At 71.7% G+C, this 21,231-nt stretch carries 14 protein-coding genes; 7 read left to right on the top strand and 7 right to left on the bottom strand.

The genetic code is table 11. The features are described 5' to 3' along the window. The first annotated feature begins 24 nt into the window (after positions 1 to 24). A complete protein-coding gene (locus tag H305_RS0137700; RefSeq protein ID WP_028805005.1) occupies positions 25 to 1,635 on the top strand; it encodes a hypothetical protein in 1,611 nt (536 codons plus the stop codon). A 22-nt stretch (positions 1,636 to 1,657) separates the two neighbouring features. Here H305_RS0137700 and H305_RS0137695 read toward each other — a convergent pair whose 3' ends face one another. Further along, positions 1,658 to 2,071 (bottom strand): organic hydroperoxide resistance protein, encoded by a 414-nt coding sequence (locus tag H305_RS0137695; RefSeq protein WP_028805004.1) that lies wholly within the window; start codon positions 2,069 to 2,071, stop codon positions 1,658 to 1,660. 125 nt (positions 2,072 to 2,196) lie between these two features. Between H305_RS0137695 and H305_RS0137690 the strand changes: the two genes are divergently transcribed. Beyond that, positions 2,197 to 2,694 (top strand): MarR family winged helix-turn-helix transcriptional regulator, encoded by a 498-nt coding sequence (locus H305_RS0137690; RefSeq protein WP_028805003.1) that lies wholly within the window; start codon positions 2,197 to 2,199, stop codon positions 2,692 to 2,694. Between the two features lie 4 nt (positions 2,695 to 2,698). On the opposite strand, the gene H305_RS48260 is transcribed toward H305_RS0137690, so the two are convergent. After that, entirely contained in the window at positions 2,699 to 4,333 is a 1,635-nt protein-coding gene (locus H305_RS48260; protein ID WP_051371416.1) for a glycosyltransferase family 39 protein, read from the bottom strand. Positions 4,334 to 4,555: 222 nt separating this feature from the next. Here H305_RS48260 and H305_RS48255 point away from each other — a divergent pair, with 222 nt between their 5' ends. Genes H305_RS48255 through galE form a run of 3 tightly spaced genes read left to right on the top strand, consistent with a single transcriptional unit; the run spans position 4,556 to position 8,463 of the window. Continuing rightward, positions 4,556 to 5,776 carry a glycosyltransferase 87 family protein gene (locus H305_RS48255; RefSeq protein ID WP_051371420.1) on the top strand — a complete coding sequence of 407 codons (1,221 nt, stop codon included), beginning with the start codon at positions 4,556 to 4,558 and terminating at the stop codon, positions 5,774 to 5,776. A gap of 55 nt (positions 5,777 to 5,831) precedes the next feature. Beyond that, positions 5,832 to 7,427, top strand: coding sequence for a glycosyltransferase family 2 protein (locus tag H305_RS0137675; protein ID WP_028805002.1), 1,596 nt, complete (start codon positions 5,832 to 5,834; stop codon positions 7,425 to 7,427). Positions 7,428 to 7,482: 55 nt separating this feature from the next. Beyond that, positions 7,483 to 8,463, top strand: a complete 981-nt coding sequence (galE, locus tag H305_RS0137670; protein ID WP_028805001.1) for a UDP-glucose 4-epimerase GalE — start codon at positions 7,483 to 7,485, stop codon at positions 8,461 to 8,463. A gap of 46 nt (positions 8,464 to 8,509) precedes the next feature. Here galE and H305_RS0137665 read toward each other — a convergent pair whose 3' ends face one another. Then, positions 8,510 to 9,157 carry a TetR/AcrR family transcriptional regulator gene (locus tag H305_RS0137665; protein WP_028805000.1) on the bottom strand — a complete coding sequence of 216 codons (648 nt, stop codon included), beginning with the start codon at positions 9,155 to 9,157 and terminating at the stop codon, positions 8,510 to 8,512. 161 nt (positions 9,158 to 9,318) lie between these two features. Between H305_RS0137665 and H305_RS0137660 the strand changes: the two genes are divergently transcribed. Then, positions 9,319 to 10,239, top strand: a complete 921-nt coding sequence (locus H305_RS0137660; protein ID WP_028804999.1) for an ABC transporter permease — start codon at positions 9,319 to 9,321, stop codon at positions 10,237 to 10,239. A gap of 10 nt (positions 10,240 to 10,249) precedes the next feature. Then, positions 10,250 to 11,062, top strand: a complete 813-nt coding sequence (locus H305_RS0137655) for an ABC transporter ATP-binding protein (RefSeq protein ID WP_234021385.1) — start codon at positions 10,250 to 10,252, stop codon at positions 11,060 to 11,062. A gap of 58 nt (positions 11,063 to 11,120) precedes the next feature. Here H305_RS0137655 and H305_RS0137650 read toward each other — a convergent pair whose 3' ends face one another. From H305_RS0137650 to H305_RS0137635, 4 genes are all read right to left on the bottom strand, one after another. Further along, a complete protein-coding gene (locus H305_RS0137650; RefSeq protein ID WP_078629441.1) occupies positions 11,121 to 12,323 on the bottom strand; it encodes a glycosyltransferase in 1,203 nt (400 codons plus the stop codon). Beyond that, the gene (locus tag H305_RS0137645) at positions 12,320 to 15,211 is read right to left on the bottom strand and encodes a bifunctional glycosyltransferase/CDP-glycerol:glycerophosphate glycerophosphotransferase (RefSeq protein WP_028804996.1); all 2,892 of its coding nucleotides are present in this window, start codon (positions 15,209 to 15,211) and stop codon (positions 12,320 to 12,322) included. The genes H305_RS0137650 and H305_RS0137645 overlap by 4 nt, the downstream gene beginning before the upstream one ends. A 37-nt stretch (positions 15,212 to 15,248) precedes the next feature. Beyond that, positions 15,249 to 15,734: a GtrA family protein gene (locus H305_RS48250; RefSeq protein WP_037766635.1), complete on the bottom strand. Its 486-nt coding sequence runs from the start codon at positions 15,732 to 15,734 to the stop codon at positions 15,249 to 15,251. Positions 15,735 to 15,960: 226 nt separating this feature from the next. Further along, positions 15,961 to 20,901, bottom strand: a complete 4,941-nt coding sequence (locus H305_RS0137635) for an NAD-glutamate dehydrogenase (protein ID WP_028804995.1) — start codon at positions 20,899 to 20,901, stop codon at positions 15,961 to 15,963. Between the last annotated feature and the right edge of the window lie 330 nt (positions 20,902 to 21,231).

The raw sequence follows: 21,231 nt of genomic DNA, 5'->3' as shown, positions 1-21,231 counted from the left end.
CCCGGCACCGGCGGGGCGGCTCCGGTGAGCGCCGACGTCCTCGTCCGGCGGGCCGCGCGCGGCGCGACCGCGCTGCGCTGCCGATCACCCTGGTGGCCCACCCCGTACCAGCTGTTCGGCGGTCTGTTCTTCCTGGTGATGACGGTGGCGTACTGGCGTGTCCCGCTGTGCTGCGACGCCGGCCAGCACGCGGCCGTCGTCGAACGCCTCAAGGCGCATCTGCTCAACCCTCGGCATCCGATGGCGGACCTGCCCGGCGCGGGCAGTCCGTACTACTCGCCGTACGCCGTGGCGCAGGGGGCCTTCGCCCGGCTGACCGGGCTGGGCGGCTGGGCGATGGTACGGCTGTCGGGGCCCTTCAACCTGCTCGTGCTGCTGACGGGCATCGGCCGGTTCGTCCGTGTCCTGACGCCCCGTCCGTGGGCGCCGGTGCTGGGGCTGGGCGCGATGGTGCTGCTGTGGGGCACCGAACGGGCCTGGTGGAGCGGTTATCTCGGACTGATGTCGATGACGGGCAATCTGGGCTACCCGTCGACGTTCGCCATCGGACTGGCCTTCTGGGCCTGGGCGCTGACGGGCGCGCGCGCCGGGGGGACCGGCGGCCCCGTCCGCTACGTCGGACCGAGCGGACTCGGCAGCGCCTCCGGATACGCGGGGGTCGGCGCCCTGTACGGGCTGATCGTGCTCGTGCACCCGATCACGTCGATCGCGGCCGTGCTCGGCGCGGTCGCGTTCGTGGCGGGATGGTGGCGCGGGACGGGGACCGGCGCCGGACCGGCGGCGCGGAGCGCGGCGGCGGTCGCGGGCCGCTGGCTGGTGGCCGGTGCGGCGGCCCTGCTGGTCGCCGCCTGCTGGCCGTACTTCGACGTCTTCGCGCTGGCCGGCGACCGCAGCGTGGACGCGATGCACGAGCGGCTCTACGAAGGGATGCCCGGGCACTTCTGGCTCGCGCTGACCGGGGTTCCCGCGCTGTGGCTGCGGGCGCGACGGGCGGAGCGGGAGGCGGGTCACCGGTGGCGTGACCCGCTGGTGCTGATGTTCGCGCTGGAGTGCCTGGCGGTGGCGTACGGCTGGGCCAGCGGGCACTACACGTACGGCAGGATCCTCGGGCTGACGCTGGTGCCGCTCCAGTTCGCGCTCGGGGTGGAACTGGCGGCGCCGAGGCCGTGGCCCCGGTGGCGGAGCGGCCTCGGCCTGGTGGCGGCGGCGGGGGCGTGCGCCGGTTTCCTCACCGTGCAGGCCGGTGCGGTCGTGCCGCCCGCGCTCGACCCGGTCGGCTTCGACCAGCCGCCGCGGTGGCCGGCGTACGCCTGGGCGGCGCAGCACATCGAGCCCGGCGAGGCGGTCATCACCGACGGGTACTACGCCGTCCACCTGATCTCGGGCTACGGACCGGACCTCGCCGCGCCCGCCTGGCCCGACCCCGCCCTGGACGAGGGCGAGCGGCTGCGGCGGCTCGCGGCGGTCCGTTCCTATCTCGACCCGGCGTCGACCCGGGCCGAACGCACCGCCGTCGCCCGCCGGTACCACGTCCGCTGGCTGCTGCTGACGCGCTGGCGGAAGGTTCCCGAGGAGGCGACGGTGGTGGCGTGGAGCGGGGAGACGGGCGAGGTGCTGGCCCGGGTGGGGCCCTGAGCCGTCACACCCTGCCGGGCGACTACTCGACGACGAGGTCGACCGGGATGTTGCCGCGGGTGGCGTTGGAGTAGGGGCAGACCTGGTGGGCCTGCTCGACCAGCTTGCGGCCGGTGGCCTCGTCCACGGTGTCGGGCAGCTCGACGCGGAGCGTCACCTTCAGACCGAAGCCCTCGCCCTGCTTGCCGATGCCGACCTCGCCGGTCACCGCGGCTTCGCTGACGTCGACCTTCGCCGCGCGGCCGACGAGGCCGAGGGCGCTGGCGAAGCAGGCGGCGTAGCCGGCGGCGAACAGCTGCTCCGGGTTGGTGCCCTGCCCGTTGCCGCCCAGCTCCACCGGCGGGGCCAGCTGGATGTCCAGCTTGCCGTCGGAGCTGACGGCGCGGCCCTCACGGCCGTGGGTGGCGGTGGCGACAGCGGTGTAGAGCGCGTCCATGGAGACCATCTCTCTCAAGTCGGGGGGCTTGCCGGGGCGGCCGGTCCGGCCGCCTTGCGAGCACTATTAGAGCACACAATTCAATTGCGTACAACCAAATGGCTCGCCGGGGCTATCCTTGCCCCATGACCGCCACGCCCGCCCCGAGCCCCGAGAACACGTCCGACGACGCCTTCCTCCGTCTCGACGAGCAGATCTGCTTCTCCCTGAACGCCGCCTCGCGCGCCTTCGGCGGCGTCTACCGGGTACTCCTCAAGGACCTCGGACTCACCTACCCGCAGTACCTGGTGATGCTGGTGCTGTGGGAGCACGGCGAGCAGCCCGTGAAGAAGCTCGGCGAACGCCTGCGGCTGGACTCCGGGACACTGTCGCCGCTCCTCAAGCGCCTGGAGACGGCCGGTCTCGTACGGCGCGAGCGCAGTGCGCGCGACGAGCGCTCCGTCCAGGTCCACCTCACCGACGAGGGCGCCGCGCTGCGCGAGCGCGCCCGGGTGGTGCCGCGCCGGATCGCCGCGGCGACGGGCGCCGGCCTGGAGGAGATCCGCGAACTGCGGGCCCGCCTGGACCGGCTGACCGCGGCCCTGGACAGCGCCGCGCTGGAGGAGACCCCGGGCTGCGACTGAGCCGTCAGCCGGCCGGCGAGGTCCTGCGCACGTACAGCCGCAGCGTCACGCCCTCCCGCACCACCTGCTCCCGGGGCACGAACTCCTCGTCGACCACGGCGAGTTTGACCCGCTCGGTCGCGCTGTGCGGGTACCAGGACGGGCTCAGCGCGAAGGGCTCGGCCACCATCCACACCCGGTCGAGCCGGTCCAGCCGGCGACGCAGCTCCTCCGGTCCCGCCTCCTGTCCGTACAGCGTCCCGGACAGCGGGCCCGGCACCCTCAGGGCGACGTCGCGCACCCCGCAGAACCCCCGCGGGTACGCCAGTGCCGAGCGCCGCACGATCGACGGCAGATACAGCACCGGGTCCCCCGGGCGCAGTGCGCGCCGGGCGGCGGCGGAGACGGCGGCGAGATTGTCGGCGCCGTGATGCTCGGGCGTGCGGTCCCGGCGCATCAGGGGCAGTTGGACGGCGAAGGCGAGGGCGACGGTCAGCACACCGGTCAGCGTGACGGCCGTGGCACCGGCGGGTCGGGGACGCGGGCGCCGCCGCACCCCGCCCAGGAGCCGCGCGCCCCTCGTCGCGGACCGGGACCCGAGCCCGGCGTCGGCACGGCCCCTCGCGCGGGAGCGCACCCAGGCTCCGGCCCGTGCGCCGGCGATCAGCGCCGCCGCGCGTTCCGCCCCGGCCGCGGCCAGCAGCGGCGCCCCGGCGAGGGAATACAGCACGTACCGCTCGTCGTAGAGCGGCCAGGCGCGCGAGACCGTCATCAGCACGGCCGGCGGGACCACCGTCAGCGGCAGGGCCACCGCGGGGAGCGAGAGCCCGCCGTACCGCAGCCGTGACGGCCGCACGGCGAGGGTGACGAGGAGCAGGTACGGGACGGCCACCGGCAGCGCCGGGCCGGTGAACGCCCCGAGCAGCCGTCCCACGCTGCCCGGACCGGGCGGTGTCAGCCAGGCGACCTGCGCGGACTGCCCTCGCGAGACGAGGACGAGCGGCGCCAGCGCCACGACCGCGGCCCCGGCCGCGCACGCCCACCGCGACCACACCCGCGCCGGCACCCGGGCCAGCGCCAGCGTTCCCGCGTGCGCCAGCAGCGCGAGCGCCGCCAGCTCGTGCAGCAGGCAGGTGACGGCCACCGTCCCGCCGTACGCCGCCCACCAGCCGCCTGCCCGCCGGGTCCGTGCCGCCCGGACCAGCAGCAGGGTCGCCCCCGCCGCCCCGGCCGCGACGAGCGCGTACGACCGCCCCTCCTGGGCGTAGTGCCCGGCCATCGGCGTGACCGCGTACAGCAGTCCCGCCCACAGTCCGACGCGCGGGCGGCACAGCCGGACGCCGAGCGCGGCGACGCCGGCCGCGGCCGCCGCCGCACCGCAGACGGAGGGCAGGCGCAGGACGAACTCGCCGGGGTGCACGGCGAGGACGGGGTGCATGAGGAGGTAGTACAGGCCGTGCACGGCGTCGACGGTGTGCAGCAGGTGCCAGATCTGCGGCACCGAGCGCTGCGCGACCTGGAAGGTCACCGCCTCGTCGCGCCACATCCCGCCGCGGTCGAGCCCCCAGAGTCCGACCGCGGTCATCACGAGCACGGGCAGCAGGACGGCCACCGCTTCCGGATGTCCGCCCCCGACACGCCTCAGCCACGCACCGACCATGCGCCCAAGTTTTTACTATTAACCAACCTATGCGGGGCATTGACGGCGTATCAACTCCGCTGAGGCTTTCGCGCGGCTTACGATCCGGGCTTGATGAGCACCTTGAAGAACCTCAGGAGCAGCCCCCGGTACCCGAAGAGCGCTCCGGACGGCCAGAGCCCGCCGGACCGGGGGAACAGCCCGCGCGGGCGGCACCGCCCATGGGCCGTCGCCGCCGCCTGGATGGCGACCCGCGCCCTGATGGTGTGGCTGCTCGCGCACGACCACCTCGCACCGCTCGGCCGGGGCGGAGTCTCGCGCGAGGTGCGCCACCTGTACTTCGGCTGGTACGGCGTCCTCGAACAGGGTGCGTTCCCGGCGGGCGACCACCTGTGGCAGTACCCGCCGGGCGCCGGCCCGGTGCTGCTCGCACCCGCCCTGCTGCCGGCGCTGACGTATTTCACGGCCTTCGTGACGCTCACGCTCGCGACGGACGCGGTGATCACATGGGCCCTCGCGCGCGCGGGGCTCCGGCCCGGCCGCAGCCTGCGCGGCGCCGCCCTGTGGGTGCTGGCCCTCCCGCTCCTCCTGCATCTGCCGCTGGCCCGGTACGACGTCCAGGTCACCGCCTTCGCCGTCCTCTCCCTGCTGGCGCTGACCCGCTCCACGCGCGCGTGCGGCGCGTTCGCCGCGCTGGGCGCCCTGGTGAAGGTCTGGCCCGCGCTGGCGCTGATCGGCACGCCGCGCGGCCGCACCACCCGGGAGGCGTGGACGTCGGCGGCGGTCGCCGCGGTCGCGCTGCTCGCCCTCCTCGCCGCCCTCTTTCGCAACTCCTTCGACTTCCTGCGCCAGCAGGGCGGCCGGGGCGTGCAGATCGAGTCGCTCGGCGGAACGGTCCTGGGCCTGGCGCGCCGCGCCGGATGGCCGGGCAGGGCGCGCTACCGGTACGGCGCGATGGAGTTCGTGGGCCCCTGGGTCGCCGAGGTCGCCGCGGTCTCGCTGGCCCTCACCGTCGCCGCGTTCGGGCTCCTGCTGCTGTGGCGGGTGCGGGCGCGGCACTGGACGACGGCGACACCGTACGACGCGGCGCTCGCCGCCGTGCTGCTGTTCACGGTGACGAGCCGGGTGATCAGCCCCCAGTACATGGTGTGGCTGCTGGGCCTGTCGGCCGTGTGCCTGACCTCGCGGCACACCACGCAACGACCGGTGGTGGCCCTGCTGGTGGCCGCGACGGCGGTCAGCTCGGTGATCTATCCGGTCCTGTACGGCGAGGTGGTCCACAGCAGCTGGACGGGCTGCGCGCTGATGGTCGTGCGCAACGGTCTGCTGGCGACGGCGGCGGGCCTCTCACTGGTGCGGCTGTGGCGGCAGGGCCCCGGCGCGGCCCTGCCGGACCCGGCGGCCTTTGACCGGCACGCCCGTGCGGCCGGCGAAACTCCCGTGCCCTCCCGCGCAGGACACTGACCACCCCTTAACGGATAATTGCCCCAAAAGCCTACGATTCGGGCCACGGGATCCCATGAAACCTCAGCAGTCGCAGGTCAGCGTGGTCGTCATCGGGTACAACGACGCCGCCCACGTCGCGGACGCGGTGCGCTCGGCACTCGCACAGGGCCCGGCCGTGCACGAGGTGCTCGCCGTGGACGACTGCTCGACGGATGGCAGCGGGGCCCTGCTCGACGGCCTCGCCGCGGACGAGCCACGCCTGAGGGTGATCCGCCGTACGGCCAACAGCGGCGGCTGCGGCACCCCGCGCAACGACGGGATCGACGCCGCGACCGCCCCGTACGTGATGTTCCTGGACAGCGACGACGTGCTGCCGCCCGGCGCGGTGGACGCGCTGCTCTCGGCGGCCGACGAACAGCACACCGAGGTCACGGCCGGCCTGTGCGTACGGCGCGAACTGCCCTCGGGCCGCGAGACCCCCTGGGAGCGCGCCCTCTACGCGAGGCCCGCCCTCGTCCCCCACCCCGCGCGGCGCGCCCGGCTGGTGCACGACACGCTCTGCGTCAACAAGCTCTACCGCACCGGCTTCCTGCGCGAGCACGGCATCCGCTTCCCCGAGGGCCGCTTCCGCTACGAGGACTTCGTGTTCGGCGCGCGCGTCCTGGCCGCGGGACCGCGCATCGCCCTCGTCCCCGACACGGTCTACGTCTGGCACGTACGGCGCGACGCCGACCGCCTGTCCATCTCCCTCGACCGCGCGGACGTCGGCAACTGGCGGGCGCGGACCGAGGCGAACCGGGCCGCCCACGACATCCTCCTCGGCGCGGGCGAGAAGGGGCTGGCGCGGGCCGTGCACGCCAAGTTCCTCGACCACGAACTGCGGATGTACACGCGCGAGCTGGAGCTGCGCACACCCGAGCACCGCCGCGCGTGGTGGGACCTCACGCGCGCGTACCTGGCGACCTTCGACGCGGCCGACCTCACGGTGAACCCGACCGCCCCGGGCCGGCTGGTCGCCCGGGTCGTGCTGGCCTCCCCCGTCCCCCGCGACCTGCCCCGTCTCACGGAGCTGGCGGCCCGCCCGGCCCGGCTGCTCCCGCCGTACGCCCGCGCCGGCGACGGCACGCCCGTCTGGTCGGACGACCTGCCCCGGATCACGCTGGACCACTTCCTGGTGCGCCCCGCCCATCTGCTGCCCGCCGCCGTGGACGCGGAACTGCGGCCACGCACGCGTGGCACCCGTCTGCGGCTGCGTCTGCACGAGCTGTACGGGCGGCTGGCCGAGGCCGGTCCGGCCTCGATGGACGTGGAATTCGTGCACCGGGACGACGGGCGGGTGGGTCTGCGCCGCCAGGTCCTTCTGCGGCCCGACCGGTACGGTCGCCTGTGGTCGGCCGAGGCTCCGGTGGACCTGTCGGCGCTCGGCGCGGGCACCTGGGACCTGCGGCTGAGGCTCCGCTTCCGCGAGGGCTCCGCCCGGGACGTCACGGCGCACGCGGTCGCCGGGCGCGGTCTGCTGCGCCGCCGCGCCGTCCCGGACGCCCGTCACGGCGTACTGCTGGTGCACCCGTACCGCACGCACTCCGGCGCGCTGGCGTTGCGCACAGCGCCCGGATGGAGAGGAATGACCGTGGTGGTGCGTCGCCGCCTCCGCCGCCTGCTTCACTGATACGCGACCGAACGAATCGTGCAGCACCGGGCTCACTGACGAGGGGACGGCCCACATGACCTGGCTGATCACCGGCGGCGCCGGCTACATCGGGGCGCACGTCGTCCGCGCCATGCTCGAGGCGGACGAGCGGGCGGTGGTCTACGACGACCTGTCGACCGGCATCCCGGAGCGCGTGCCGTCCGACGTGCCGATGGTGATCGGCTCGACCCTGGACGCCGAGACGCTGGCGAGGACGATCAGGGAGCACTCCGTCACCGGCGTCGTCCACCTGGCCGCGAAGAAGCAGGTCGGCGAGTCGGTGGACCTCCCCCTGCACTACTACCGGGAGAACGTCGAGGGTCTGCGTGTCCTGCTGTCCGCCGTGACCGACGCGCAGGTCCCTTCCTTCGTCTTCTCCTCCTCCGCCGCCGTGTACGGCATGCCGGACGTGGACCTGGTGCGCGAGGAGACGCCGTGCGCGCCGATGAGCCCGTACGGTGAGACGAAACTCGCGGGCGAGTGGCTGGTGCGCGCGACGGGCCGTGCCACCGGCCTGTCCACGGCCTGCCTGCGGTACTTCAACGTGGCGGGCGCGGCGACGCCGGAGCTGGCCGACACCGGCGTCTTCAACCTGATCCCCATGGTCTTCGAGAAGCTCACGGAGAACGCGCCGCCGCGCATCTTCGGCGACGACTACCCGACCCCCGACGGAACGTGCGTACGCGACTACATCCATGTGGTCGACCTGGCTGAGGCGCACGTGGCCGCGGCCCGCGCCCTCCAGGCGTCCCCCGGCCGCGACATGACCCTCAACATCGGCCGCGGCGAAGGGGTTTCGGTCCGCGAGATGATCGACCGCATCAACGCCCTCACGGGCTACGACCGCCCGCCGGTGACCACCCCCCGCCGGCCCGGCGACCCGGCCCGCGTCGTCGCCTCCGCCGACCGCATCGCCACCGAGCTCGGCTGGAAGGCGAAGTACGACGTCCAGGACATGATCACCTCGGCGTGGGCGGGCTGGGTGCGCCTGCACCCGGAGGCCAGCCGGTCCTGACCGCCCTCGCCGGGCCCGCCGCCGCGGGATTCCGGCTACGGCGTGATCACAGCGCCTTGAGCGCCGCTGCCGTGGCGCGGGCCAGACTGGCCAGGTAGCCCTTGGGCAGCTTGGGCCCGCGGACCACCACCGCCCGCCAGTACAGCGGGCCGGAGATCAGGTCGAGCGCGAGTTCCTGGTCGACGTCCGCGCGCACCTCGCCCCGCTCGGCCGCCGCCGCGACGATCCCGCTGGCGACGCTCTGCTGCCCCTCGCGCAGCGCCTTCTGCATGGCGTCCGCCATGTCCGGGTTCCGCGCGGCCTCCGCCTGGAGGTCGGGGATGATCTGGCCGGCCACGGGGTGGCGCAGGGCGCGCGAGGTGACCTCGTACAGCAGCCGCAGATCGCCCTCCAGCGAGCCCGTGTCGGGGGCGGGCAGCCCCTGGACGGCGACGGCCGACACCAGGTCCAGGACCAGATGGAGCTTGGAGCGCCAGCGCCGGTACACGGCGGTCTTGCCGACGCCCGCACGGCGCGCGATGCCCTCGATCGACATCCGGGCGTACCCGACGGCGGCGAGCTCCTCGAAGACAGCGGCGCGGATGGCTTCCGTCACGTCCTCACGGAGGACGGCCGCGCCGGCCGGGGCCCGGCGGCGCGGGGCCTTGGCGGAGGCACTCGCGGTGGCATCGGCGTTCGTCATGCCGTCCAGCATAGGCCGTTACGACGAAACGGTTGCGTTCCGACGTCGAGAAGCCCTACGCTCGCGTTGCGACGATACGGTCCCGTCCCGACGCAAGAAGACGGCAGGAACGACATGAGACACGTCGAGCGGACCCCTCTCGCACCCCCACCCCCCGAGCGAAAGCAGCGGATGTGAGCCAGGTCCTCGACACGCCGCCCCCGACAGCGACACCGGGCCGCCCCTCCGACGACGCCGCGGCGCTCGCCGCCCGGTACGGACTCACCGTCAGCGGCGCCCGCCCGTCCCTGCCCGAGTACGTCGGCCAGCTGTGGGCGCGGCGCCACTTCATCACCGCCTTCGCCACCGCCAAGCTGACCGCGCAGTACAGCCAGGCGAAACTCGGCCAGGTGTGGCAGGTGATGACCCCGCTGCTGAACGCGGCGGTCTACTACTTCATCTTCGGCGTGCTGCTCGGCACCAAGCACGGCGTGCCGGACTACATCCCCTTCCTCGTCACCGGCGTGTTCGTCTGGACCTTCACGCAGAGCTCGATCATGGCGGGCACCCGGGCGATCTCCGGCAGCCTCGGCCTGGTCCGCGCCCTGCACTTCCCCCGGGCGGCACTGCCCGTCTCGTACGCCCTCCAGCAGCTCCAGCAACTGCTGTTCTCGATGGCCGCGCTGGTCGTCATCCTGCTCTGCTTCGGCGTCCCGCTGAGCTTCTCCTGGCTGCTCGCGGTGCCCATCCTGGTCCTCCAGTTCACGTTCAACGCGGGCATCGCGATGATCATGGCGCGGATGGGCGCCAGGACGCCCGACATCGCGCAGCTCATGCCGTTCCTGCTGCGCACCTGGATGTACGTCTCCGGCGTCATGTGGAGCATCGACAAGGTGCTCAGCCGCAGCGACCTGCCGCACTGGGCGATGGTCCTCCTGGAGAGCAACCCGGCGGCCGTCTACATAGACCTGATGCGCTTCGCCCTGATCGACAGCTTCCACGCGCACCAACTGCCGCACCACGTATGGGCGCTGGCCATCGGCTGGGCGCTCGTCGCGGGCGCCGGCGGCTTCATCTACTTCTGGAAGGCTGAGGAGACGTACGGCCGTGGCTGACACCATCACCCTGACCGAGGACATCCGGCCCCAGGACCCGGCCGCTGCGGCCGAGGCCCGCGTGCCCACCGTCATCGCCGACCGCGTCGACATCGTCTACCGCGTCAACGGCACCGGCGCGGGCCGCGGCAGCGCCACCGCCGCGCTCAACCGCATCCTGCGCCGCAAACACGCCGAGAAGGCGGCGGGCGTCCGCAAGGTGCACGCCGTCAAGAGCGTGTCCTTCACCGCGTACAAGGGCGAGGCCATCGGCCTGATCGGCACGAACGGCTCCGGCAAGTCGACCCTCCTGAAGGCCGTCGCCGGCCTGCTGCCGGTGGAGAACGGCAGGATCTACACCGACGGCCAGCCCTCGCTGCTCGGCGTCAACGCGGCCCTGATGAACGACCTCACCGGCGAGCGCAACGTCCACCTCGGCGGTCTCGCGATGGGCATGTCCAGGGAACAGGTCCGCGAGCGCTACCAGGAGATCGTCGACTTCTCCGGCATCAACGAGAAGGGCGACTTCATCACGCTCCCCATGCGCACGTACTCCTCCGGCATGGCCGCCCGGCTCCGCTTCTCCATCGCCGCCGCCAAGGACCACGACGTCCTGATGATCGACGAGGCCCTGGCGACCGGCGACCGTTCCTTCCAGAAGCGCTCCGAGGCCCGCATCCGCGAGCTGCGCAAGCACGCGGGCACCGTCTTCCTGGTCAGCCACAACAACAAGTCGATCCGGGACACCTGCGACCGGGTGCTCTGGCTGGAGCGCGGCGAACTGCGCATGGACGGGCCGACGGAGGACGTCCTCAAGGAGTACGAGAAGTTCACGGGCAAGTAGCGCGGGCGGCGCCCGCGCGGGCCTGAGCACCCGCGCGGGCCCGCCTCACCCCGGCGGCTCACCTCTCCAGGAAGGCGAACAGGTCCTCCCAGCGGCGCACGATCTCCTCAGCCGCGTAGCGCTGGATGTTCACCCGGGCCGCCTCACCCATCGCGTCCCGCATCCCCTTGTCGGACATCAGCGTGTCCATCCGGCGCGCGAGTTCGCCGGTGTTGCCGAGGGTGGCGAGCAGACCGTCCTCGCCGTCGCGGATGATCTCGTGCACGCCCGGCGCGCAGTCGAACGCGGCGCACGGCACGCCCGCCGCCATGGCCTCCATGACGGCCAGCGGGAAGCCCTCGCCGCGCGAGGGCAGCACGAAGACGGAACTGTCGCGCAGCGCGCCCGGCACATCGCTCGTCGGGCCCATCCAGTCGACGCTGCCGTCGAGACCCAGCGTGGTGCACCGCTCCTGCAGGATCTCCTCGTCCTCCCCCGTGCCATAGATCCGCAGCCGCCACCCGGGGTGGTTCGGCGCGACCTCGGCCCAGGCGTCGAGCAGCATGTCGATGCCCTTCTGGTCGTGCAGCCGGCCGATGCTGACGACGGCCTTCTCGGTGCGCGGGGACGGCGACTCGGGCATGAACGGGATCGGGTTCGGCATGAAGGAGGCGTTGTTCATGCCCTGCCGGATCCACAGATCGGCGTCCTCCCGGGTGAGCGCCAGCATTCGGTCGACGTTCCGGTAGTGCCGCTGCACCCGCCCGAAGCGGGAGGTCTTCCGGCAGTACGCGAACGACTCGTGGCTCATGCCGACGACGAGGAGACCGGTCGTGTCGGCGAGCGCCACCCATTCCATGGCCCACACCTGGGTGACGATCACGACGGCGCCGGGACGCGCGGCCCGGAAGAGCGCGGTCAGCTTGGCGGCCTGCTCCCGCATGCCCTCCGCGCGCGCGGCGCGCCGTCTGCGCTCGGCCACGTTGAGCCGCCCCTTCAGACCGCGCATGGGTCCGATCTGGGGCGGATGGACGTCGTACAGCGTGGTGGTGGGGTACGCCGTCTCGCCCAGCTCCTGCGGGACTTCGGGCTCGGTGATGCCGACGACGTGCACGCGGTGGCCGCGCCCGGTGAACAGGCGGGCCATCTGGTGCGACCAGCTGGTCACCCCGCCCAGCTCGTCGACGCTGTTGGAGACGATGAAGACGTCCCGTGGACGCTCGCTCGTGCCGGTCGCGACGCTCGCCGCCGGCCGCTCGGTCAGCCACGCCTGGTCGGTCATGCACGCCTCCACTGCGCGAAGAACTGGTCGACCACGCTGCGGGCCGAGGTCCCCTTGTCGTACTCCCCGAACTCGGCGGTGAACTGCTCGCGCGCGGCCGCGTACTTGACCGCCTGCTCCTCCAGCGAGCCGAGGACGGCGTGCAGTTCGTCCTCGGTACGCACCACGGGACCGGGCGCGCGCTCCATCAGGTCGAAGTAGGTGCCGCGGCCCTCGTTCACGTACTCGTCGTAGTCGTAGGCGAAGAAGAACATCGGCCGGTCCAGCAGGGCGTAGTCGAACATCACGGACGAGTAGTCCGTGATCAGTCCGTCGGCCAGGGCCAGCAGCGGGGTCATGTCGTGGTGCGCGGTCACGTCGACGACCCGGCCGCGCACGGAGGGCGGCAGCACGACGTGGTTGAGGTAGTGGGAGCGCACGAGGAGGACGTAGCGGTCGCCGAAGGTGTCGGCGAAGCACTCCACGTCGAAGGGCAGCTCGAACCGCCGCGGTGCGCCGCCGTGCTGCCGGAATGTCGGGGCGTACAGCAGGACCTGCCGGTCGTCGGGGATGCCCAGCTCGGCGGCGAGCGGGCCGCGTACGCGCCGTCCCGACGACTCCTCCAGTTCCCTGGTCCGCACCAGTTCGTCGTTGCGCGGGTAGCCCACCCGCAGCAGGGTCCGCTCCTGGAGCCGGAACGCCCGTGCGAGCGTGCGCACGTCGTGCTCGGAGCGGATCAGGAACCGGTCGAAGCGGTCGAGGACCCGCTGCTGGGCCTCCTGTTGCGCACGGGACTTGAGTTTCCAGCCCGGTTCGTCGAAGCCCATCCGCTTGAGCGCCGAGCCGTGCCAGGTCTGGATGTACGTCGTCTCCGGGCGCTTGTTGAGTTTCAGCGGATAGCTCTGGTTGTCGACCCAGAACTCGGCCTGGGCGAGTGCCTTGAGGTACGGCAGGGACCAGCGGCGCACGAGCGTGGCGTCGGCGGGGAATCCGTCGGGACTGCCCGCGTACGACCAGACGGCTTCGAACCGGAGGTCCTGGCGGCGCATCTCCTCGTAGACGGCCTTGGGGCTGTCGCTGTACTGCCGGCCCAGGTGGCTCTCGAAGACGACCAGGCCCTTGCGGACCGGCAGCCTGCTGAACACCTCGTGGTACAGCCGGATCTTGGTGTCGCCGGAGTCGAGCCGTTTGCGCAGGGACTTGGCCTTGCGGTAGCGGGACTTGGCCAGTCGGGCGAGCTTGCCGTGCACCTGTCTCTGGAGGAGTTCGTTGGCCTTCTTGTCCGGGACCAGCCGGAAGGCGAGGTGGCCGCGCGAGGAGATAACCGGCTCGATGCGGTCGGCCACCAGCCGGGTGAGGCGGGGGCGGACCGGCACCCGGCCGGCGAACGGGCCGGGGCCCGCGGCCGTGAGCCGGGTCGAGGTGCGTGCACCGTCGACGTCCAGGCGCAGACGCACGTCCCACACCGCGTCGACCAGGCCCAGCGGCCGCAGGGCCGTCAGGTCCGGCACGGCCTCCCAGACGAGGGACTCGCCCTCGTGCCGCACGCTCGCCACGGGGAAGCGGAAGGTCTGGAAGCGCACACCGGCGCGGCGGGCGTAGAACTCCAGCTCCGCGGTGAGCCGCGCGCCGGGCGGGACGACACCGAGCGGGTTGACGACGCGCCCGGCGAGGCGCACGGTGCCGCCGGCCCCCCGGGGCCCCTCGTAGTGGGTGAGCGCGTTGCGCAGGAACATCCTCTCGACCGGCCTGGTGTGGTAGCCGAATTCGGTGACGTCCAGGATGTGCCGGCCGAACGGGTCGCCGAGATGCTCGGCACACCAGTACACCCGCCCGTCGCGCTCCACGAGCGAGGAGGAGATCTTGTCCCGGTTGGTGAGCGTGTCCACGGCGGGCAGCAGGTTGTCCCAGTCGCCCATCTGGAGGAGATAGGCGCAGATGGCGTGGATGGGCTCGGCCTCGTCGAAGGCGGCCCGGTCGATCGACTCCAGGTACTGACGCGCGATCCCGGCGAACTCCCGCCGGTACGGTGCGTCGCGGGAGGGCAGCTCCCGAAGGTGCAGCACCAGGTCGTGCTTGAGGAACTTCACGTCCTTGGCGAACTTCAGCTCCAGCATGCCGCGTTCCGCGAGGAGCCGGTCCACCCGGCGGTGGATCTCCATGCGGTGCGCGAAGTTGGCGATCTCGTCGCGCCGGTTGCTGATGGACCGCGCCGCCGTCTCGGCCGGCTTCTCCACGACCCGCCATTCGTAGACCCGGTTGGGGATGAGCGTGATGCGGCGGGCGGCGGCGTAGGCCTGGGCGGAGAAGAGCAGGTCCTCGTAGTGGATGCCGACCGGGAACTCCAGCCGTTCGTCGAGCAGGAACTGCCTGCGATAGCACTTGTTCGTCGACAGGGTGTCGAAGACCATCAGGTCGGGCAGTTCGGTGATCGACTCCAGGGTGCGGGTGCGCTCGTACAGCCAGGGGTACCACTTGACCTGCTTGCGTGTGCGCGAGTCGACGTGCACCCGTACGCACAGGCCGGAGACGAGGTCGGCGCCGGTGGTCTCGGCGGCCTCCAGCATGTTGCGGCAGGCGTTGCGTTCCAGCACGTCGTCGCTGTCGAGGAAGAGGACGTAGTCGCCACGGGCCTCGGCGATGCCGCGATTGCGGGGGGCGCCGCAGCCGCCGCTGTTCTCGGGCAGGCAAAAGGCGCGGACGCGGTCGGGGTGCTGGGCGGCGAGCAGCCGCGCCGTCTCGTACGAGCCGTCCGTGCTGCGGTCGTCGACGATGACGACCTCGACGCCGTGCAGCGTCTGGTCCAGGACTGAGCGCACGGCCGTGGGCAGTCGGCCGGCGTCGTTGTAGACGATGACGACCACGGAGACGGCGGGGCCGGCCGGCGCGCGACATTGATCCACATTCATCCTATTAATCGTAGACACAATGTTCCGCTGTGCGGCGTTATCGACCGTGCTTCGCGTGTTGGAAGACCCAGGTCCGGTACACCACGAAGCGGAAGGCCGACGCCAGCACGATCGACAGCGCCTTGGCGGCGTTCGAGGCGAGCGGACCGCTCATCCCGAGACTGCGATAGCCGAGATAGAACAGGGCGCTCTCCATGGCGACACCGAGGCCGCTGAACGCGAAGAAGAGGACGATCTGCCGCGTGGTGCGCGAGGCGCGGTCCCGATAGGCGAAGAACCGGAATCCGAGGTAATTGGCGCCCATGGCGACACAGCTGGCCAGCACCGTGGCGACCATCGGGGGCCGCACCAGAACGTGCAGCAGCAGATTGAAGAAGAGGATGTTGACCGCGACACCGGTGCCGCCGACCACCGAGAACCGGGCCACTTCGAGGGCGAGCCGGCGGGTGCGCACGAACGGCCTGGAGCGGGGAGCGGGCACGGTCGCGACCGTGGCCCGCCGCTCGCCGAGTTGCACTGTCACGGGTCCGAGTCCTCCAGCCAGCCGTCGACCATCGGGCCAAAACTAACCCAAATGTCCTATTTAGCATGAATAGGTGAATTCAGGGCCGGATTCCCTTCGAAGGTCGGAAAGAAGAGCCCGATCAGGCCGCGCCGGAAAACACGAACGGGGGCGCCCCGGACCTCGTACGAGGTCCGGGGCGCCCCCTCGGCGTATCGCCGCGTCGCCCTGCGGCCTGAGGGACGGCCTACGAATGCGTCCGCATCAGCGTGCGCATCGTCCGCATCGCCACCGACAGGTTCGCCAGGTCGAACGCGTCCGAACCCCGGATCTCCTCCAGGGTCGTGCGCGCCCGGCCGAGGATCGCCGCGTTCTTCTCCTCCCAGGCCTTGAAGCGCTGCTCGGGAGTGGCGGAGTCGCTGCCCGCTGCCAGGACGTCCGCCGTCAGGGAAGCGTGCGCCGCGTACAGGTCCTCACGGATCGACGCACGGGCCATGGACTGCCAGCGGTCCGCGCGCGGCAGCTCGATGATGCGGTCCATGAGCTGGGTGATGCCGAGGCGGTCGGCGAGGTCGTAGTACACCTCGGCGACGGCCATCGGGTCCTTGCCCATCCGGTCGCCCACCGCGACGATGTCCAGCGTCGGGAAGGCGGAGGAGAACCCGGCCACCCGGGTGGCCAGTTCGTCCGGGACACCCGCGCCCGTCAGCTCGTCGTAGATCTGCTGGTACCACTCGAGGTCGGCCCCGCGCAGCAGCTTCGGCAGCTCGGACCAGACCTGCTCGACGCCCTCGCTGAAGAAGCCGATCGTCTCGGCGAGCTGGAGCGGCTGCGGCCGGTTGTTGAGCAGCCAGCGCGTGCCGCGCTCCACCAGACGGCGCGAGTGCAGCCGGATACGGGTCTGGACGTCGGCGGCGACGATGTTGTCGAGTGCCTCCACCGCGTCCCACACCTTGCTCGACTCGAAGATCGCGCGGGCCGCGGTCTGCGCCCGGACGATCTCCTCCAGCGACGCGCCGGTCTCCTCGCGCAGCCGGTGCAGGAAGCTCGTACCGCCCGTGTTGACCGTGTCGTTGACCAGGACGGTCGTGACGATCTCGCGGCGCAGCGCGTGGCCGTCGATCTGCTCGCGGAGCTTCTCGCGCAGCGCGCTCGGGAAGTACGCCAGCAGCAGCCTCTCCAGGTGCGGATCGTCCGGCAGCGACGTGGCGAGCAGCTCCTCGGCGACCGTGATCTTCGTGTAGGCGAGGAGGACGGCCGTCTCCGGGCCGGTCAGGCCCAGCCCGGACACCATCCGCTCCCGGATCTGCCGATCGCTGGGCAGGAACTCCAGCGCCCGGTCGAGGTGGCCCTCGCGCACCAGGTGGCGGATGAACCGCTGCTGGGCGTGGAGCATGCTCGGCGACTGGGCCAGCGCGTTGGCGATCGCCACGTTCTGCGCGTAGTTGTTGCGCAGGACCAGCGCGCCGACCTCGTCGGTCATCTCGGCGAGCAGCTTGTTGCGCTGCTTGACCGTCAGATCGCCGTTGGTCACCACCGCGTTGAGCAGGATCTTGATGTTCACCTCGTGGTCGGAGGTGTCCACGCCCGCGCTGTTGTCGATGGCGTCGGTGTTGATCTTTCCGCCCTGCTGCGCGAACTCGATCCGGCCGAGCTGGGTCAGACCCAGGTTGCCGCCCTCGCCGACGACCTTGACGCGCAGGTCGGCGCCGTCCACGCGGATGGCGTCGTTGGCCTTGTCGCCCACGTCGGCGTGCGACTCCGCGGACGACTTCACGTACGTGCCGATGCCGCCGTTCCACAGCAGGTCGACCGGCGCCTGGAGGATCGCCTTCATCAGGTCCGCCGGGGTCATCTTGGCGACGCCCGACTCGATGCCGAGGGCCTCACGGATGTGCGCGTTGACCGGGATGGCCTTGGCGGTGCGCGGGAAGACGCCACCGCCGGCGGAGATCAGCTCGGTGTCGTAGTCGGCCCACGAGGAGCGCGGCAGCTCGAACAGGCGGCGGCGCTCGGCGTACGAGGTCTCCGCGTCCGGGGTCGGGTCGATGAAGATGTGCCGGTGGTCGAACGCGGCGACCAGACGGATCTGCTCGGAGAGCAGCATGCCGTTGCCGAACACGTCACCGGACATGTCGCCGACGCCGACGACCGTGAAGTCCTGCGTCTGGGTGTTCACGCCCAGCTCCCGGAAGTGCCGCTTGACGGACTCCCAGGCACCGCGGGCGGTGATGCCCATACCCTTGTGGTCGTAGCCGGCCGAGCCGCCGGAGGCGAAGGCGTCGCCGAGCCAGAAGTTGTAGCTCTCGGCGACCTCGTTGGCGATGTCCGAGAACGTCGCGGTGCCCTTGTCGGCGGCGACGACGAGGTACGTGTCCTCCCCGTCGTGACGCACCACGTCGACCGGCGGCACGACTTCCCCGCCGACCATGTTGTCGGTGATGTCGAGCAGCGCGGAGATGAAGGTGCGGTAGCTGCGGATGCCCTCGGCGAGCCAGGCGTCGCGGTCCACCGACGGGTCCGGCAGCTGCTTGGCGACGAAGCCGCCCTTGGCGCCGACCGGCACGATGACGGTGTTCTTCACCATCTGCGCCTTGACCAGGCCGAGGATCTCCGTGCGGAAGTCCTCACGGCGGTCGGACCAGCGCAGACCGCCTCGCGCGACCTTGCCGAAGCGCAGGTGCACGCCTTCGACGCGCGGCGAGTACACCCAGATCTCGTACGCCGGCCGCGGCGCCGGGAGGTCCGGGATGGCGGTCGGGTCGAACTTCATCGAGACGTACTCGTGCGGCTTGCCGCCGAGCGCCTCCTGGAAGAAGTTCGTCCGCAGGGTCGCCTTGATGAGGTGCAGGAAGGACCGCAGGATCCGGTCCTCGTCGAGCGAGGCGACCTGGTCGAGCGCCGCGTCCAGCTCCTCCAGCAGGGCGTCGGTCAGTTCGACGCCGGCGCGCTGGCGGTCCGGGGACATCCGCGCCTCGAACAGCGAGACCAGCAGCCGGGTGGTGTGGACGTTGTTGCGGAGGGTGTCCTCCATGTAGTCCTGGCTGAAGGTGGATCCGGCCTGGCGCAGGTACTTCGCGTACGCGCGCAGCACCATCGCCTGCCGCCAGTTCAGCCCGGCGCTGAGCACGAGGGCGTTGAAACCGTCGTTCTCGGCCTCGCCGGTCCAGGTGGCGGAGAAGGCCTCCTGGAACCGCTCCCGGCCGTCGTCGCCGAGGGCGTCGCCGTTGCCGCTCGCGGACTTGGGCAGGCGCAGCCCGAAGTCGTAGATCCAGGCCGTCGTACGGTCCGAGCAGCGCAGCTCGTACGGGCGCTCGTCGGTGACCTCGACGCCCATGCGGTTGAGGGCCGGGAGGACCGCGGAGAGCGAGACCTGCTCGCCGGTGCGGTAGATCTTGAAACGGCGCTCGCCGGGCGCGGCGCCCACCGGCTCGTACAGGCTGAGCGCGAAGTCCTTGCTCGCGTCCTGCGTGAGCGCCTGGAGGTGGACCAGGTCGGCGACCGCGGCGCGCGGGGTGTGGTCGGCCTTGTAGCCCTCGGGGAACGCGTTGCCGTACCGGCGCAGAAGTTCGGCGGCGCGCTCCTCACCGCACTCGGCGGTCAGGGCCTCCGCGAAACCGTCGGCCCAGGAGCGGGCGGCCTCGACGAGCCGCGCCTCGATGCGGTCCTTGTCGTTGTCCGACAGCTGCGGCAGCTCGGTGCCCGGCTCGACCCGGACCACGAAGTGCAGCCGGGACAGGATCGACTCGGTGTTCCAGGCCGTGAAGTCGACGCTGGTGCCGTGCAGCTCTTCCTTCAGGATGTCGATGATCCGCAGACGCACACCGGTGGTGTAGCGGTCGCGCGGCAGGTAGACGAGGGCCGAGTAGTAGCGGCCGTACTCGTCCTGGCGCAGGTAGAGCCGCAGCCGGCGCCGCTCCTGGAGGTACAGGACGGACGTGACGATCGAGCGGAGCTCGTCCACGGGCGTCTGGAACAGCTCGTCGCGCGGGTAGGTCTCCAGGATCTGGAGCAGGTCGCGGCCGTCGTGGCTGTTGGGCGAGAAGCCCGCGCCCCTGAGGACCTCCTCGACCTTGCGGCGGATGACGGGCACCCGGCGCACGGACTCGGTGTAGGCGGCGGACGAGAACAGGCCCAGGAAGCGCCGCTCCCCGACCACGTTCCCCTGCTCGTCGAACTTCTTGACGCCGACGTAGTCCAGGTACGACGGGCGGTGCACGGTCGCCCGGCTGTTCGCCTTGGTCAGGACCAGCAACTTGTGCTCACGGGCCTTGGCGCGCGCGTCGGCGGGCAGCCGCTCGAAGGACGGGCTGACCGGGTGACTGTCCTCGCCCGTGTGGTGCGGGTCGGAGCGCAGGATGCCGAGGCCGGTGCCCGGCACGGCGCCCAGCGAGTCGTCCTCGCGCAGCTCGTACTCCCGGTACCCCAGGAAGGTGAAGTGGTCGTCCGCGAGCCAGCGCAGCAGCTCACGGGCCTCCTCGACCTCCTGGTCGCGCAGGTCGTCGGCAGTCGGCTCGGTGGGCAGCTCCTCCGCGATGCGCAGCGCGGAGTCGCGCATCTTCTCCCAGTCCTCGACGGTCTCGCGGACGTCGGACAGGACGCGCAGCAGGTCGGAAGTGATCTGCTTCAGGTCGGCACGGTCGGTCTCGCGGTCGATCTCGACGTGGATCCACGACTCGACGTGCGCGTCGTGCGGCAGTTCCCCGGCGGCCGGACGGGCGGGCAGCACCTCGATGAGCCGGCCGGTCAGATCGCGCCGCACCACGAACTGCGGGTGGATGACGACGTGGATGCCGCGCCCCTGACGGGACAGCTCGTTGGTGACCGAGTCCACGAGGAAGGGCATGTCGTCGGTGACGACCTCGACGACGGAGTGACTGCAGGTCCAGCCGTTCTCCTCGACGGTCGGCGTGTGGACCCGCACGTTGGCCGTGCCCTGTGGGCGGTTCTCGGCCAGCCGGTAGTGCGAGAAGGCGGCTCCGAAGACATCGACCGGGTCACGGTCGGTGAGGTCCTCCGGGGCTGTGTGCAGGTAGTAGCGCTGGAGGAACGCGAGCACGGTGTCCCGGTCGGGGGTGCCCTCGCCCGTCGTCCCAGTCGGTAGGTGCCCCCCGACCGGGCTGTTCTCAGCTACCCGGGCGGCCCGTTCGAGCAGCTCGGCCTTGGCTTCGTCCAGCTTGGTCTGCATTGTCCTCTGGCTCCTGTCGCGCGCCGTTGCGTGACGTTGATGGAAGTACGGTCTCAGTGCTTGCGGCGAGACGCCGTGACGCGGGGTGTCCGGTCTGGTCCGACGCTATGCCGCAGGATGAGATGGGCGGGGGGTTATCGGTCATTCTCGACACCGCCGGGGACTGTGACACCGCTCTCGTCGGCGTCCGTTCCCGGGGCGTCCTCGACGTACGGAGGGCATGCGGCCCGCTCGCCGTCGTCCTGTCCCGCCCACGAAGATCAGCGATTGCCGCCCGGTCACGGATGTGGTCCGTGCTCTCCGGGCGCGGGGCAGGGGCGACGATGCCCC

This window comes from Streptomyces sp. 142MFCol3.1 (assembly GCF_000424945.1).
Taxonomy (GTDB): Bacteria; Actinomycetota; Actinomycetes; order Streptomycetales; family Streptomycetaceae; genus Streptomyces; species Streptomyces siamensis.
Note: the sequence above shows the minus strand (reverse complement) of the source record. Positions and strands in the feature narration are given on the sequence as shown.

Coding starts and splice junctions, on each gene's coding strand:
- galE (WP_028805001.1), top strand. CDS start 7,483: ATGACCTGGCTGATCACCGGCGGCGCCGGCTACATCGGGGCGCACGTC.
- H305_RS0137675 (WP_028805002.1), top strand. CDS start 5,832: ATGAAACCTCAGCAGTCGCAGGTCAGCGTGGTCGTCATCGGGTACAAC.
- H305_RS0137635 (WP_028804995.1), bottom strand. CDS start 20,901: ATGCAGACCAAGCTGGACGAAGCCAAGGCCGAGCTGCTCGAACGGGCC.
- H305_RS0137695 (WP_028805004.1), bottom strand. CDS start 2,071: ATGGACGCGCTCTACACCGCTGTCGCCACCGCCACCCACGGCCGTGAG.
- H305_RS48255 (WP_051371420.1), top strand. CDS start 4,556: ATGGCGACCCGCGCCCTGATGGTGTGGCTGCTCGCGCACGACCACCTC.
- H305_RS0137665 (WP_028805000.1), bottom strand. CDS start 9,157: ATGCTGGACGGCATGACGAACGCCGATGCCACCGCGAGTGCCTCCGCC.
- H305_RS0137650 (WP_078629441.1), bottom strand. CDS start 12,323: ATGACCGACCAGGCGTGGCTGACCGAGCGGCCGGCGGCGAGCGTCGCG.
- H305_RS48260 (WP_051371416.1), bottom strand. CDS start 4,333: ATGGTCGGTGCGTGGCTGAGGCGTGTCGGGGGCGGACATCCGGAAGCG.
- H305_RS0137645 (WP_028804996.1), bottom strand. CDS start 15,211: ATGAATGTGGATCAATGTCGCGCGCCGGCCGGCCCCGCCGTCTCCGTG.
- H305_RS0137690 (WP_028805003.1), top strand. CDS start 2,197: ATGACCGCCACGCCCGCCCCGAGCCCCGAGAACACGTCCGACGACGCC.